At 36.0% G+C, this 15,172-nt stretch carries 12 protein-coding genes, 1 tRNA gene, 1 pseudogene and 2 riboswitches; of the genes and pseudogenes, 1 reads left to right on the top strand and 13 read right to left on the bottom strand.

Annotation, left to right across the window (positions count from 1 at the left end):
• From purQ to THEWI_RS03245, 13 genes and pseudogenes are all read right to left on the bottom strand, one after another.
• Window positions 1-675 carry a phosphoribosylformylglycinamidine synthase subunit PurQ gene (purQ, locus tag THEWI_RS03305; protein WP_014062438.1) on the bottom strand — a complete coding sequence of 225 codons (675 nt, stop codon included), beginning with the start codon at window positions 673-675 and terminating at the stop codon, window positions 1-3.
• Window positions 676-677: 2 nt separating this feature from the next.
• Entirely contained in the window at window positions 678-851 is a 174-nt protein-coding gene (gene purS, locus THEWI_RS03300) for a phosphoribosylformylglycinamidine synthase subunit PurS (RefSeq protein WP_244262312.1), read from the bottom strand.
• Window positions 852-926: 75 nt separating this feature from the next.
• The gene (gene purC / locus THEWI_RS03295) at window positions 927-1,634 is read right to left on the bottom strand and encodes a phosphoribosylaminoimidazolesuccinocarboxamide synthase (RefSeq protein WP_014062437.1); all 708 of its coding nucleotides are present in this window, start codon (window positions 1,632-1,634) and stop codon (window positions 927-929) included.
• A 19-nt stretch (window positions 1,635-1,653) separates the two neighbouring features.
• On the bottom strand, window positions 1,654-2,118 hold the full coding sequence (gene purE, locus THEWI_RS03290) for a 5-(carboxyamino)imidazole ribonucleotide mutase (protein ID WP_014062436.1): 465 nt from the start codon (window positions 2,116-2,118) through the stop codon (window positions 1,654-1,656).
• Between the two features lie 74 nt (window positions 2,119-2,192).
• Complete coding sequence (locus THEWI_RS03285) at window positions 2,193-3,575, bottom strand: NCS2 family permease (protein ID WP_003870509.1); 1,383 nt, start codon at window positions 3,573-3,575, stop codon at window positions 2,193-2,195.
• Between the two features lie 185 nt (window positions 3,576-3,760).
• Window positions 3,761-3,862: riboswitch (purine riboswitch) on the bottom strand.
• 85 nt (window positions 3,863-3,947) lie between these two features.
• Window positions 3,948-5,486, bottom strand: a complete 1,539-nt coding sequence (gene guaA / locus THEWI_RS03280) for a glutamine-hydrolyzing GMP synthase (protein ID WP_014062435.1) — start codon at window positions 5,484-5,486, stop codon at window positions 3,948-3,950.
• A 15-nt stretch (window positions 5,487-5,501) separates the two neighbouring features.
• On the bottom strand, window positions 5,502-6,956 hold the full coding sequence (gene guaB, locus THEWI_RS03275) for an IMP dehydrogenase (protein WP_014062434.1): 1,455 nt from the start codon (window positions 6,954-6,956) through the stop codon (window positions 5,502-5,504).
• A gap of 141 nt (window positions 6,957-7,097) precedes the next feature.
• Window positions 7,098-7,199: riboswitch (purine riboswitch) on the bottom strand.
• Window positions 7,200-7,369: 170 nt separating this feature from the next.
• Entirely contained in the window at window positions 7,370-8,782 is a 1,413-nt protein-coding gene (ltrA, locus tag THEWI_RS03270; RefSeq protein WP_014062433.1) for a group II intron reverse transcriptase/maturase, read from the bottom strand.
• 482 nt (window positions 8,783-9,264) lie between these two features.
• Window positions 9,265-9,341 (bottom strand) — tRNA-Arg (locus THEWI_RS03265).
• A gap of 95 nt (window positions 9,342-9,436) precedes the next feature.
• A complete protein-coding gene (gene groL / locus THEWI_RS03260) occupies window positions 9,437-11,062 on the bottom strand; it encodes a chaperonin GroEL (protein ID WP_003870513.1) in 1,626 nt (541 codons plus the stop codon).
• 14 nt (window positions 11,063-11,076) lie between these two features.
• The gene (gene groES, locus THEWI_RS03255; protein ID WP_003870514.1) at window positions 11,077-11,361 is read right to left on the bottom strand and encodes a co-chaperone GroES; all 285 of its coding nucleotides are present in this window, start codon (window positions 11,359-11,361) and stop codon (window positions 11,077-11,079) included.
• Window positions 11,362-11,595: 234 nt separating this feature from the next.
• The gene (locus THEWI_RS03250) at window positions 11,596-12,570 is read right to left on the bottom strand and encodes a hypothetical protein (protein ID WP_014062432.1); all 975 of its coding nucleotides are present in this window, start codon (window positions 12,568-12,570) and stop codon (window positions 11,596-11,598) included.
• 341 nt (window positions 12,571-12,911) lie between these two features.
• Window positions 12,912-13,721: pseudogene (locus tag THEWI_RS03245) on the bottom strand (IS200/IS605 family accessory protein TnpB-related protein); the annotation flags it as partial.
• Window positions 13,722-13,885: 164 nt separating this feature from the next.
• Here THEWI_RS03245 and THEWI_RS03240 point away from each other — a divergent pair.
• Complete coding sequence (locus THEWI_RS03240; protein ID WP_014062431.1) at window positions 13,886-15,163, top strand: transposase; 1,278 nt, start codon at window positions 13,886-13,888, stop codon at window positions 15,161-15,163.
• The last annotated feature ends 9 nt before the right edge of the window (window positions 15,164-15,172 follow it).

Below are 15,172 nucleotides of genomic sequence, written 5' to 3'. Positions count from 1 at the left end.
TTAAACCCCGCCTTTTACAAAATTATCCACTATTGACCCTAAGATATAAAGCCCGTCAGTATTACCCAGCAAGGGGGCATAAGCTCTCTCTGGATGAGGCATCATTCCTAAAACATTTCCTTTTTTATTTATAACTCCGGCTATTCTCTCAACAGAGCCGTTGATATTTTCTTTGTACCTAAAAACAATTTGATTGTTTTCTTTTAGTTCTTTTAAAGTTTTGTCATCTACATAATAATTGCCTTCTCCATGAGCAATTGGAAGTAAAATCTCCTGCCCTTTTTTAAGCCTTGTAGTAAAAGGAGTTTTGTCATTTTCAACTATTATGCTGACAGTATTGCAAATAAATTTCAGACCTTCATTTTTTCTCAAAACTCCCGGCAAAAGCCCTGCTTCTGTAAGTATCTGAAATCCGTTGCATATGCCTATAATAAATTTTCCTTTTTCTGCTTCTTCCCTGACAGCCTCCATGACAGGCGAAAACCTAGCAATAGCTCCTGCCCTCAAATAATCACCATAAGAAAATCCTCCTGGTAACATTATAACATCGTACTTACTCAAATTTTTTTCTTGATGCCACACATATTCTACTTCTTCACCAAGCCCATCTTTAACAGCATAATAGCAGTCCGCATCGCAATTGGACCCTGGAAAAACTATAACAGCAAATTTCATCTTTATCCCTCCACAATTTCAAAGGTGTAATCTTCAATAATTGGGTTTGTCAGTATCCTTTTGCACATCTCATCTACTTTGTCCTTTAAGAGGGATAAATCGCCATCCTCAAAAGTTAATTCTATATATTTCCCAACCCGCACCTCTTTTACTTCTTCGTATCCTAATGAGTACAAAGCTCCCTTTACTGCTTTTCCTTGAGGGTCAAGTATTCCTTTTTTAAAGTTATATAGACTTTTGCAATTAGCACTTTACATACCTCCAAGTCTTTTTAAAATTTCTAAATATGCTTCTTCTACTTTGCCCAAATCCTTTCTAAATCTATCTTTATCAAGTTTTTCCATAGTGTTTTTGTCCCAAAATCTGCAAGTATCAGGAGAAATTTCATCAGCTAATAATATTCCTTCATTACTTTTACCAAATTCTAATTTAAAATCTACCAAGATAATGTCTTTAGATAAAAAATATTCTGACAAAATTTTGTTGACTTTAAACGTCATTCCTGTCATAATTTCAACCTCTTCTTTGGTGGCTAATTCGAGAGCTTGTATGTGATATTCATTAATCATTGGGTCTCCTAATTCGTCATTTTTATATGAGAATTCTAATACAGGCGTTTTAAACTTTAGTCCTTCTTCAAGACCTAATCTTTTACAAATACTTCCTGCTGCGTAATTTCTCACGATAACTTCTAAAGGGAAAATCTCAACCTTTTTAACCAACATTTCCCTGTCACTAAGTTTTTCCACATAATGGTTGGGTACATTATTTTTTTCTAATAATGCAAATAAAATTGCAGAAACTTTGTTATTTACTATACCTTTTTCGGCAATTGTGCCTTTCTTTAAACCATTAAAAGCAGTTGCATCATCTTTGTATTCGATGATATAAAAATTCTCTTCATCTGTCTTATAAACTTTTTTAGCTTTTCCTTCATAAAGCAATTCTCTTTTTTCCATATTTATCTCCTCCAATCTCTTAATTGTTTAACACTTCTTCAGCCTTTTTCTCCCTATAATCAGCTAAGGTCTTCTTTAAATAAGTATATTTCAAAGAGAGAATATGACAAGCTAAAAGTGCTGCATTTTCTGCTCCATCTATGGCTACTGTTGCAACAGGCACACCTTTGGGCATTTGAACAATTGATAAAAGGGAGTCAAGACCATCTAAAATAGAAGACTTTATTGGAAGGCCAATAACAGGCAAGAGTGTATAAGAAGCAATAACACCAGGCAGATGAGCAGCTTTTCCAGCACCTGCAATGATTATATCATAATATTTATCTGCATTTACAGCAAACTCTTGTGTCTCAAAGGGAGTTCTATGGGCAGACAGCACTTTAACATCATAGGAAATTTCAAATTCTTCAAGAATTTTTGTGCATCTTTCAACCACAGGCAAATCAGATTTGCTGCCAACTACTATCGCAACTTTAGGCGTCATTTTTTATATACCTCCTATACTTTACTTTTATCTTTTAAGACCCCAATTAGTAAGTACTAATTGGGGTCTTATTTTTAACCAGCAAGTGTAGCAAAACGTAATATGAATAAAAACGCAAGAATGTACACAATAGGATGAATTTCTTTTGCTCTTCCTGCTGCAATTTTTACAATAGGATACGCAATAAGCCCTGCAGCAATACCATTAGCAATGCTAAAGGTGAAAGGCATAGCAATTATAGCAAGGAAAGCAGGCATAGCTTCTGTAAAATCTTCAAAATTTATGTTTTTAATGGAGCCCATCATTAATACACCAACAATAATAAGGGCAGGAGCAGTAGCTTGCGTAGGCACCAGCAAAGCTATTGGTGAGAAAAACAGTGCCACTAAAAACAAAATACCTGTCACAAAAGCAGTAAGACCTGTTCTTCCGCCTTCTGCAATACCTGCAGCACTTTCAACATAAGTAGTAACAGTAGAAGTTCCTAAAAGAGAGCCTATCGTGGTGGCAATAGCATCTGACATAAGTCCTTTTTTCATATTAGGCATTTTGCCGTTTTCATCTAACATTCCAGCTTTTGAACCTGTTCCTATAAAAGTACCAATAGTATCGAATAAATCTACAAAAGTAAAAGATAAAACTACATATAACATACTGGTGAAAAGTGAGAGAAAACCTATATCCTTGCCAATTCCCAAAAGCCCTTTTATATCCAATTTGAGAAATGTGGGTGCAAGACTTGGTGGCATTTTAATTATACTAAAATCAGAGGGTAATTTCGCTATTCCAGTAAAAAGTCCCAATACTGTAGTTATCAATATGCCAAGAAGTATTGAACCTTTTACGTTTCTTGACATCAATATCGCTGTTATAAAAAGTCCCGCAATGGCAAGAAGTGTCCCAGGATTAGTCAAATCGCCAAATCCAATGTAAGTTGCTTGATTTGCCACGATTATACCAGCATTTTTAAGTCCAATAAAAGCTATAAATAAACCTATTCCTCCACTTACTGCATATTTTAAAGACATAGGTATAGCATCAACAATCATTTCCCGTATTCCAGACAAAGTAATCAAAATAAATATAATTCCTGAGAAAAAAACTGCAGCTAGAGCCTCTTGCCAACTGTATCCCATTGTTAAAACGACAGTATAAGTAAAGAAAGCGTTAAGTCCCATACCTGGAGCTTGTGCAAAAGGATAATTAGCGTAAAAAGCCATCATGAGAGTTCCAATGGCCGCTGAAAGACAAGTAGCTACAAAAACGGCTCCTGGATCCATTCCTGTTTCTTTTAGTATAATGGGATTCACAAACATAATGTAGGCCATTGTTATAAAGGTTGTAATACCTGCTAATATTTCTGTTTTTACATTTGTCTTGTAATTTTCAAGTTTCCAAATCCTATTTGCTAATGCGTAAAAAGATGTCTTCGGCTGCAATTTACTCACTTTTTCCATTATAATCCTCCTATCTAAGTATTTTACATTTTTTTGAAACTTTAAAACAAACAAACCCGGGAAGAATAGATTTCTTTAGCAAAACATAGAGTGAAACCTATCCTCCCGGGCTTTTGTCCCTAAGGTGTGGTATATAAACATATACCTGTACCGCTCGGTCCGAACACCTATAAATAGGCTGGAACCCTAGGTACACTTTCACTCATAGTCGAACAATTTACGGTTGTTCGGTAGAGACTCTCGAGCCATATTCTCGAGATTATATGAGTGATTTTTATTCAATTGTCCCACTTATATCTTATCAACTTTTTTGATATTAGTCAACCTCATTTGTGAATTTTTTTATAAAAAATTAAATTAATGTTCGGATTTTTATTCCCACTCTATGGTAGCTGGTGGTTTCGAAGTAATATCGTAAAGCACTCTGTTTACTCCTGGCACTTCATTAGTAATGCTTGTAGATATGCTCTCCAAAATTTCATAAGGAAGCTTTGTCCAATCCGCCGTCATCCCGTCGTAGCTATCTACTACTCTCAAAACTATCGCATAGGCGTAAGTCCTTTCATCCCCCATAACTCCAACACTTTTTATGCCAGGCAAAATCGCAAAAGATTGCCATACTTTATTGTACCAGCCAAACTTTTTCATTTCCCTTAAAACTATGCTGTCAGCTTGTCTCAAAATTTCTAACTTTTCTTCTGTAACTTCTCCAAGAATTCTGACTGCAAGGCCTGGTCCAGGGAAAGGCTGCCTATATAATATCTCCTCAGGGATTCCTAATTCTTTTCCTACTTGCCTTACTTCATCTTTAAAGAGCATCCTCAAAGGTTCAATAAGTTCAAAACCTATATCTTCAGGCAAACCTCCAACATTGTGGTGACTTTTAATAGTAGAAGACACGCCATTGCCACTTTCTATTACATCAGGATACAAAGTACCTTGCACCAAAAATTTCACATCTCCTATCTTTAAAGCCTCTTCTTTAAAAACTTCTATAAAAACATTACCAATAATTTTTCTCTTTTCTTCTGGATCCGTAACTCCTTTAAGGCGGGACAAAAATCTATCCCTTGCATCTACCCGGATTATGTTCATGTCATAATTTTTTCTAAAGGTTTCAATAACCATATCTCCTTCATTTTTCCTTAAAAGCCCTGTATCAACAAAAATGCACACCAATTGGTCGTGAATGGCTCTGTCTACTAAAACAGCAGCAACTGAAGAATCTACACCACCAGACAGAGCACATACAGCTTTGTGTTTTCCCACTTTCGCTTTTATTTCCTTTACTGTCTGCTCAATCAAAGAATCCATTGTCCAATCTGCCGCGCAATCACATACTTCAAAGAGGAAATTTCTTATAATCTCTGTCCCTCTATGAGTGTGTGAAACTTCAGGGTGGAATTGAACCGCATACAACTTTTTCTCTACATTCGCAATCGCTGCGATAGGGCAATTGTCAGTAGAAGCTACTACCTTAAAATCTGGAGGAGGAAGTTCTATTTGATCAGTATGGCTCATCCAAACAATAGTGTCTCTTTCTATGCCTTTAAACAAAGGAATAGTATTGTTTAATACAATTTCTGTCTTGCCATATTCCTTTACAGGGGCTGGAGCCACTTTTCCACCTAAAAGCTCTGTCATAAGCTGTGCGCCATAACATATCCCTAATACAGGATAGCCCAATTCAAAAATTTCTTTATCACACTTAGGAGCATTTTGTACGTAGACACTGGCTGGCCCTCCAGAAAGCACAATTCCCTTTGGCTCTTTTTTTCGTATTTCCTCTGGAGAAATATTGTAAGGAACAATTTCACAAAAGACATTTGCTTCTCTTATTCTTCTGGCAATTAATTGGGTATACTGCCCTCCAAAATCTAAAATAAGCACTACTTCACGTTTAATCCCCATTAAAATCCTCCTCTTTTATCTCAAATTATAATTAGGAGCTTCTTTTGTAATAATTATATCATGAGGATGACTTTCAGTTAATCCCGCCTGTGTTATTTTCACAAATTTTGTTTTAGTCCTCAATTCTTCAATATTGTGAACACCACAATATCCCATTCCTGCTCTCAAACCGCCAACCAATTGATAAACTGTTTCTTTTAAAGGCCCTTTATAGGGCACCCTTCCTTCTACTCCTTCTGGTACAAATTTAGTAACATCTTCTTGGAAATACCTATCGGAACTTCCCTCTTTCATTGCTCCTAAGGAACCCATACCTCTATATACCTTATAACTCCTACCTTGATATATTTCAATTTCCCCAGGGCTTTCCTCCGTTCCAGCAAAAAGACTCCCCAGCATAACCACAGAAGCCCCTGCTGCAATGGCTTTTACAATGTCTCCTGAATACTTTATTCCCCCATCTGCTATTATAGGTATTCCATACTTGTCCGCTTCTTGAGCACAATCATAAATAGCAGTAATTTGGGGAACTCCTACTCCAGCGATCACTCTCGTAGTGCAAATTGACCCTGGTCCAATGCCAACTTTTACGCAGTCAGCCCCTCTTTCAATTAAATCTCTTGTAGCTACAGCCGTAGCTACATTCCCTGCTATTAGTTGTAAATCTGGGTATTTCTCTTTTATCTTAGAGACAGCCTCTAAAACTCCCTTAGAATGGCCGTGAGCTGTGTCTATTACGATAGCATCTACTCCAGCTTCTACTAATGCTTTAACTCTGTCCATCATGTCTTTTCCAACACCGACAGCAGCAGCCACTAAAAGTCTTCCCTTGCCATCTTTTGCAGCATTAGGAAATTCTATTGCCTTTTCTATGTCCTTTATAGTTATGAGTCCTTTTAAAACGTTGTTTTCATCCACTAAAGGCAATTTTTCTATTTTATGTTTTTTTAGTATCTGTCTTGCTTCCTCTAAAGTGGTTCCAGGAGGAGCAGTTACCAAATTGTCTTTTGTCATAACTTCTCTTATAGGTTTATCCAAATCATCTTCAAATCTTATATCACGATTAGTTATTATTCCTACAAGTTTTGAATCCACAGTGATAGGTACTCCCGATATTCTATACCTTGCCATGAGTTCTGCAGCATCTCTTATGGTATGATCAGGAGAAAGATAGAAAGGATCTGTTATTACCCCATGCTCTGACCTTTTAACTTTGTCAACCTCTAATGCTTGTCTTTCAATAGGCATGTTTTTGTGAATTACTCCTATGCCGCCTTCCCTTGCTATAGCTATAGCAAGTTTGGATTCTGTAACCGTATCCATACCTGCACTCATTAAGGGAATATTTAAAGTGATTTTCTTGGTAAGTTTTGTTTTTAAATCTACATCCTTAGGAAGGACTTCAGATTTTGCAGGAATTAAAAGAACATCATCAAAAGTTAATCCTTCTTTAACAAACTTTTCCTCCATAGATTACATCTCCCTTTTAGTATTATTATAACACACTTAGCAAATAAAATCTTTGCTAAATAATTAGATTACTTCAAAACTTTACAGTTTATACACTTGAATAAATTAAAGGCCTGAGGGCAGAATTTCCTCAGGCCAAAACAAATGGCAAATTCCGCCCATAGTAAAGCAGTTTACGGCTGCTTTGTAGAAACTCCCGTGCCATATCCACAGGATTATATGGACTTTCTTAAAAAGTTATTAATTTGTCTAAATAATTTATTATTCAATATATCAAATTTACATGTCTCTGTCAACAGCACAAAAACAGCAAAAAACTAACTTTTCATATAAAATCGAGTAGGAGCTGAATAATTATTTTATTCAGCGTCCTCTCACACCACCGTACGTACCGTTCGGTATACGGCGGTTCATTAGGAATTGTGTACAATTAGATATCTTTGGGATAAACTCTTATAACCTATGCTTTCAAAGTATTTATTTGTAAGAGTCTTATTTAGGATTGGGCTATTGGATATTCTCCAGTAGCCTTTCCTTGTATTGGCGTATTCCCAGGCTTTTTGTTCTTCTACTCCTAGTTTTACTAAGTTATCATGCTTCGTTTTTATCTTCTTCCATTGTTTCCATATACATGCCCTTAGTCTTCGCCTTATCCATTCGTCAAGGGTTTTCATTATGCTTTTCGCGTCTGCTAATCCAAAATAGTTGACCCATCCTGTTGTTATTTGATTTAGTCTTTTTATTCTGTTTTCCATGCTTATTCCCTTGTTCCGATTGGTTATTTCTCTTACTTTTTCCTTAAACCTTTTGATGGATTTTTCATGGATTCTTATTCTTACTTCGTTTTCTTTTGTATAGAATGAAAATCCAAGAAATTTTCTTCTCCATGGTCTATCTACAGCACTTTTTGCTTCGTTGACTTTTAGTTTTAATTTGCTTTCTATGAATTTCTTTATGCTCTTCATTACTCTGTTTCCTGCAGACCTGCTTTTTACATATATGTTGCAGTCATCTGCATATCGGCAGAATTTATGCCCTCGTTTCTCAAGTTCTTTGTCTAGTTCGTCCAACATTATGTTTGCTAATAGGGGACTTAATGGCCCTCCTTGGGGTGTCCCTTCTTCTGTTGATACTTTGATTCCGTTTATCATTACTCCTGATTCTAGGTATCTTCGTATTAACTTTAGTACCCTTTTATCTCCTATCCGCTTTTCTAGTTTGGACATTATTATGTCGTGGTTTACTCTGTCAAAGAACTTTTCTAAGTCCATATCTACAACCCATGTGTATCCTTCATTTATGTATGCTTCTGCGGCTTTTATTGCGTCTTTTGCACTGCGTCCTGGTCTGAATCCATAACTGCTATCAGAAAATGTATGGTTGTAGACTTTATTTAGTATTTGGGCTATTGCTTGTTGTATTAGTCTGTCTAGTACTGTAGGTATTCCTAGTAGTCTTTTTCCTCCATCAGGTTTGGGAATTTCTACTCTTCGCACTGGTTGTGGTTTGTATTTCCCCTCCAGCAGTTGTTGTTTTATGGTTGCCCAGTTTTCTTTGAGATACGGTAGAAGTTCATCTACTCCCATCCCATCGACTCCATGGCTTCCTTTATTTGCAACAACGCGCTTGTATGCTGCTTCCATGTTCCCTCGTTCTACTATCATTTCAAGCATCTTGCCGGTATATCTTTGTACTTCGTTTCTTCCATCTTCCGACGCCGATGATATACTATGCACTTCCGTTGTCTTTTGAAATTCCATTTCTCTATTCAACGGATAGCCTCTTTGTTGAGTTGTCTGCAGTCTTCGCATATCTTTCGAGTCCATAAGATTTCCAAAACCTCCTAACGTTCGGTCCTTCCTTATCTATTCATGTCTAGATAAGTACTATGACCTCTGCTGACTTCTCAAGGTTCAGCCATACATCACTGCATGGGTTGTCACTTCAGATTTTACTTCCATGACTTATCCTTGAGACCTCCCCGGGTAAGAACGATAACTTTCATCTCATATATCTGCCAGATTTACTGTATGGGATTCGGGTAGTGTTGGACTTCGTTTTGTTACGCAAACTCATCCATCCCAATTCAGCCTCTTATCTGGTTCTTGTTCATCAGACCGAGATTTTGCCTTAAGCTTCCTTCAGATTCCACCTCACGATGGACACCCTTGCTCTTGGCTAGTGGTTCCCACTACCAAGCCCACAGCGGACTTTCACCGCCTAGTTATCGCCCATGCCGGGCGCACGTAAAAAAGGATTCTAACTATAAGATAGTTAGAATCCTTGATATTACTAATTTCTATGGTAATGGTGCGCCCGAGAGGACTCGAACCTCCGGCACGCAGTTTAGGAAACTGCTGCTCTATCCTGCTGAGCTACGGGCGCTTAATATTATTACAAAAGTATTTTATCAGACAATCGCAAAAGTGTCAAGTTTAAAAAGCTTAAAAAAGGCTGAGCCTCAACTCAGCCTTTTTTGATTACATCATATCCATTCCTGCTCCGGGATTTGGCATTCCTGTATTCTTCTCTGGTATGTCTACTACTATTGCCTCTGTTGTGAGTATCATTGAAGCAATTGACGCAGCATTTTGTAAAGCTGTCCTTGTAACTTTTGTTGGGTCCACAATACCTGCTTTGAACATGTCTGTGAATTCTTCCTTGTAAGCATCATATCCGAAGTTTGGATCTTTAGCAGCTTTTATTTTTTCTACTATTACAGAACCGTCAACACCAGCATTTGTTGCAATTTGTCTTACAGGCTCTTCTAATGCTCTTAATACTATCTTAGCACCCGTCTTGAAATCGCCCTCTAAGGAGTCAACTACTTTTTGTACATCTTCTATTACATTGAGAAGGGCAATACCGCCACCAGGTACTATACCCTCTTCTACTGCTGCTTTTGTAGCTGCTAATGCGTCTTCAATTCTGTGTTTCTTTTCTTTGAGTTCTGTCTCAGTTGCAGCACCAGCTTGAATTACAGCTACACCACCAGCCAATTTTGCAAGTCTTTCTTGTAATTTCTCTCTGTCATAGTCTGATGTCGTTTCTTCAATCTGAGCTTTTATTTGATTTACTCTCTTCTTAATTTCTGATGGATCACCTGCGCCACCTACAATTGTTGTATATTCTTTCGTAACTTTTACTTGTCTTGCACGGCCAAGCATATCTAATCTTACATCTTTCAAGTCATAACCTAATTCTTCGGAAATTACTTGACCGCCTGTGAGTATTGCTATATCTTGTAACATTTCTTTTCTTCTGTCACCAAAACCAGGAGCTTTTACAGCTACACATGTAAATGTACCTCTTAATTTGTTAACAATTAATGTTGCCAATGCTTCTCCTTCTACGTCATCAGCAATAATGAGAAGCTTCTTGCCCTGCTGTACTATTTGTTCTAAGAGTGGTAACAAATCTTGAATATTTGAGATTTTTTTATCTGTAATAAGAATAACAGGCTCTTCTAATACTGCCTCCATTTTTTCAGCATCTGTCACCATATAAGGGGAGATATATCCTCTGTCAAATTGCATTCCTTCAACAACTTCAAGAGTTGTACCTAATGTTTTTGATTCTTCAACAGTTATAACTCCATCTTTTCCTACTTTGTCCATTGCTTCTGCAATGAGCTTTCCTATCTCTTCATCAGCTGCTGATATAGAGGCAACGTGAGCAATTGACTCTTTATTATCTATAGGTTTAGATATCCTCTTTAATCCCTCAACTGCAGCATCAACAGCTTTTGCAATGCCTCTTCTTAAAAGCATTGGGTTAGCTCCTGCAGCGAGGTTTTTAAGCCCTTCACGAACCATTGCTTGTGCTAAAAGTGTTGCAGTTGTTGTACCGTCACCAGCAATATCATTAGTTTTTGTAGCTGCTTCTTTCAAAAGCTGAGCCCCTTGATTTTCAAATGGGTCTTCTAATTCAATTTCTCTCGCAATTGTAACACCGTCATTTGTTACTGTTGGGGAACCATACTTTTTGTCAAGTACCACATTACGACCTCTTGGTCCTAGTGTAACTTTTACAGTATCCGCAACTGCATTAACTCCTCTTTCTAATGCTCTACGAGCTTCTTCACCATATTTGATTTGTTTTGCCATTTTTAACTACCTCCTTATTCGATAATTGCTAGAATATCGCTTTCTCTTAAAAGTAAATATTCTTCACCATCTAATTTAACTTCTGTCCCAGCATACTTGGAGAAGATTACTCTATCACCGACTTTAACTTCTAATTCTACCTTTTTGCCGTCTATGTATTCCCCTGTTCCTACTGCAACTACTTCACCTTGTTGTGGTTTTTCTTTTGCTGTACCAGGTAGAATGACTCCACCTTTTGTAACTTCTTCTGCCTGGATTACTTTGACCACAACTCTGTCTCCGAGCGGTTTTAATCTCATACTCTTTATCCCTCCTCCTTCATTTGTTAGCACTCAACTTATGTGAGTGCTAATCCCAATCTCTATATTAATTTAAGTGGTAAAACATATCAAACCTTATTATAGCCAATTTTAGGCCATATAATCTGATTATTTATGATTTTGCCCAAATATTATGATTTTATGCCATTATTTATCGATTTAGACTATGTTTCTGTATTTTGTATTTAAAAATAAAAAATACAGGGAAAATATTTATTCCCCTTTACCTTCAGATTTAACTAATCCTTGTTGTTTAAGATAATTAATCATATTATACATATACTGCTGCTGTTCCTTTGTCAACATAGATTTTAGATTGTCTATAATTGCTACCTGCTGGTCAGATAATCCTTGAGGTAATGAATTGTTTTCTTCTTTCTCTAATTGTTCCTCTGTTTCTTTTTTATTGGTATCTAAAATTTTATCTCCTTCCTCTATTTTCGATATTTCCCCTTTATCTTCTATTCTTTCTATTTCCTCTTTATTTTCTTCTGCTTTTTGCTCTTCTTCCTCCATACTCCTAGTAGAAGATTGTAATTGTTTTTTCTCCTCTTTCATGCTGTTCATAATACCCTCTGCTTTGTTTAATACTTCCAACAATTTTATATTCTTTGCCAGCTTATCAGTTTCTTCTAACTTTTCTTCAGGAATTATAGGCCTTAGGGCCTCATAAATATCAATTATTTTGTCGAAAATATTGTCTTTATCTTCTTCTTTTGAATATTTCTCCATTTTTTCTTGCAAATTCTTCAACGCTTCATGAAATTTTAAAAACTTATCTATCACAATTTTTTTATCTTCCGTTATGTAGGGTTTTATCGCTTTCAAAATTCCTATTTTATCTACTTCTATTTTTTCTGCCATTTCAATTTCTTCTTCTGAAAGGCTCATCAATTTTTTTTGTATTTCAATTATTTCGGCTATTTTAGAGAAAATATCTACATAATATTGGTCTCTCTTGTTTAGATAAGGCTTTATGCTACCTACAAAATCTTTTCCCTTTGTTATCACTTCGTACACATCTATTGAAGTTTTTTTATTTTCCTGCGGTGAAGATAATTCATCTTTATCTTCTTCTGTAACTTCTTCTTTTTCTCTTTCCTTTTCTATACCCATTACCTGAAATCTCACAAATGCTACTATCAAAAGTTCTACAGCAAGTATTTTTAATAAAATCTCCTTTTGCAAAACAAATTCCCCCTATTTTTAATCTCTTACTAAATATATGTAAGGGGCTAGTCTATTATTATAGACCACCCCTATTTTTTGTCTAATTTTTTTCCCAAATAATTATTCCTGGAACAAATAGAAGTATTAAAATTATTATTATGAAAATCCAAAACCATCCTGCAACAAAACCTGCTCCTTTTTCTTCTGGCATAAATACTACCTGGTTACCCAAACTGTACAAAAATGTACAGTTTAGATAGCTGGGGTATTTGTAGTCCGCCTTTCAGGCTTTCCCAGCCCCAGCAGGCGGTATTTGGGAAAGCCATAGCCCCTGCCCCAAGAAGCAGGAACTTGCGCCTTTACGGATCTCCCCACTTGCCCTGAATTAGTAATTCCTTCAGGGCAGAGAAGTCTCTTGGTACCTTCTCAGGGGAGAGTGGCGTTACCACCGCTACCTTGAGAACTCGCCAGAAATTATAGGCACTAAAACTTGTTCCATCCAGAGGTTCTAGCACCCTTCCTGGCTCACTCTCAAGGCTTTGTAAAAATTCTATTGCTTTATTTATTTCCCTTATGTGCTTTTTCTTTATATGCTTGTTCCTGACTGTTTTCTTTACGTGCTCTTTTAATTCTTCTAATTCTTCTACAGTCAATGCGTTGAGAAACTTTATATAATTGTCTGGTATTTTTTCTTGCAGTTTTAATCCCCTTCTTGCTATTACATAGGCTGCTGCTATATCTTTTGTTATCATATACTGTGGTGCATATTTTAACATGCCTATTATTGAGGTATAAGAAGGATTGACTTCTATTACTTCTATCTTTTCTCTTTTTGCTATTGTTTTTATTTTTGAAAGAAGTGATTTGTAGCTAAAGCTATGCCTTATTCTCCTTGATTTTCTCCCTGAAAAGTCTCCTCTTTTGCCTTTTTCTTTTATTTCTAATTCTTCAATTACAATTGCTTTTCCTTTCTTTTTTGCTATTTTTACTATCTTGTGAGCATACTGCCATCTGAAATATTCTTTTTTGTCTTTATTTCCAGTTGCAAGCTCTGGCATTGGTATACTGCCATAGCTTATTAGCTTCCCTTTTTCATCTACTTCTGTCCATGATATGTTGTCTGGATATGCATTTATATCTATTGCTATGACTCCTTTGTCTTTTGTTATTAGACTTGTGCAAAATTCAAAAGCCTTCATTTAAGCCATTTCATAGACATGCTTTTTTTCTATCACTCTTGAATTTTTTATCTTTTATGTAGGATTTCCCCTCCCATTTGTCGAATTATTATATATACACTATAAAAATTTTTTTAAGGAGGAGGAATTCCTACATGTACCAGCTTCAATTACTTTTAAATATACCTGAACTCTTTACCTCTCAGTCTAAAATTGATTTCTATTCTTCTATGTTTGAAAATCTTGACCTGTCTTCAATACCTGAATTCCCTTCCTCTAGTCCTGGCCGTAAGGGTTATTCTCATCATGCACTTTTTAGAGCTTTTATTGTTATGAAAGCTGAAAGATTCGGTACAATTTCTGACCTTTTAGATTATCTCCGCAATAATCTTATCATTGCTCATCTTTGTGGCTTCGATATTTCTAAACCTCTTCCTTCTTATTGGACTTTTCGCCGTTTTATTAATGACTTCTCTCATGATTATTTAACCACTATCTTTCAAAATCAAGTCAATATCCTCAAAAATATGGGTATTATCTCTGGTGAGTTTATTTCCATGGATTCTACTCCTATTAAAGCTAACACTAAGTTAAATAACCCTAAGTCTTTTTCTAAAAATAAATTCTCTAAAGATAATCAGCCTAAGTCTGATAAGGATTGTAAATTAGGCGTTTATTCTGCTTCTAATGATTCTTCTAATAAACGTTATAAGTTTTATTGGGGATATAAAAATCATATTATTGTTGATGCTATCTCTGGTTTACCTATCGCTGAAACTACTACTCCCGCTGATGTCCCTGATTTTGAAGTTGCTTTGTCTTTACTTGAAAAGACTAATAATTGGTTTAAACTGACTGGTACTAATTTTATCGCTGATAAAGGTTATGACGTTAAGAAACTCTATAATTATGTTAGAGATACTCTCCACGGTCATTGCTTTATCCCTCTTAACAAGCGTAATTCTAAAAATCCCCCTCTGACTGATGATGGTTATATGGTTTGTGAAGCGGGTATTAAAATGCTTAAAGATGGCAAACAGTATTTTAATGGTTTTATTAAGCAAAAATTTGTTTGCAAGTTCTGTAATTCTAAAGATGATTCTGCCTGCCCTATAAAGCATCCTAAATATTTTAATGGCAAAAAGCATAGAGGCTGTACTAAGTATGCTATTATATCTTCTGATTATAGGTCCTCTATTAATAGAGACTCCCTATATTTTAAGGCTGTCTATAGATTGAGAATTGAATCAGAAAGATATAATTCCCGCTTTAAAGCTCTGGATTTTGAAAAGGCTTATGTTAGAAATATTAATTCTGTGAGCAACCTTAATACTTTTGGCCATATTACTTTGCTTACTGTCGCTATTGTAGCTATTAAGTTGGGCAAATATGATGAGTTTAGATCTCTTGTTGCTTTGATGCAATCGGCCTAATTTTTACTG

Origin of the sequence: Thermoanaerobacter wiegelii Rt8.B1 (assembly GCF_000147695.2) — a bacterium.
Taxonomy (GTDB): domain Bacteria; phylum Bacillota; class Thermoanaerobacteria; order Thermoanaerobacterales; family Thermoanaerobacteraceae; genus Thermoanaerobacter; species Thermoanaerobacter ethanolicus.
Note: the sequence above shows the minus strand (reverse complement) of the source record. Positions and strands in the feature narration are given on the sequence as shown.

What these genes read in the sequence shown, in the direction of transcription:
- purQ (WP_014062438.1), bottom strand. Translation starts at nt 675, where the DNA reads ATGAAATTTGCTGTTATAGTTTTTCCAGGGTCCAATTGCGATGCGGAC.
- purC (WP_014062437.1), bottom strand. Translation starts at nt 1,634, where the DNA reads ATGGAAAAAAGAGAATTGCTTTATGAAGGAAAAGCTAAAAAAGTTTAT.
- purE (WP_014062436.1), bottom strand. Translation starts at nt 2,118, where the DNA reads ATGACGCCTAAAGTTGCGATAGTAGTTGGCAGCAAATCTGATTTGCCT.
- THEWI_RS03285 (WP_003870509.1), bottom strand. Translation starts at nt 3,575, where the DNA reads ATGGAAAAAGTGAGTAAATTGCAGCCGAAGACATCTTTTTACGCATTA.
- guaA (WP_014062435.1), bottom strand. Translation starts at nt 5,486, where the DNA reads ATGGGGATTAAACGTGAAGTAGTGCTTATTTTAGATTTTGGAGGGCAG.
- guaB (WP_014062434.1), bottom strand. Translation starts at nt 6,956, where the DNA reads ATGGAGGAAAAGTTTGTTAAAGAAGGATTAACTTTTGATGATGTTCTT.
- ltrA (WP_014062433.1), bottom strand. Translation starts at nt 8,782, where the DNA reads ATGGACTCGAAAGATATGCGAAGACTGCAGACAACTCAACAAAGAGGC.
- groL (WP_003870513.1), bottom strand. Translation starts at nt 11,062, where the DNA reads ATGGCAAAACAAATCAAATATGGTGAAGAAGCTCGTAGAGCATTAGAA.
- groES (WP_003870514.1), bottom strand. Translation starts at nt 11,361, where the DNA reads ATGAGATTAAAACCGCTCGGAGACAGAGTTGTGGTCAAAGTAATCCAG.
- THEWI_RS03240 (WP_014062431.1), top strand. Translation starts at nt 13,886, where the DNA reads ATGTACCAGCTTCAATTACTTTTAAATATACCTGAACTCTTTACCTCT.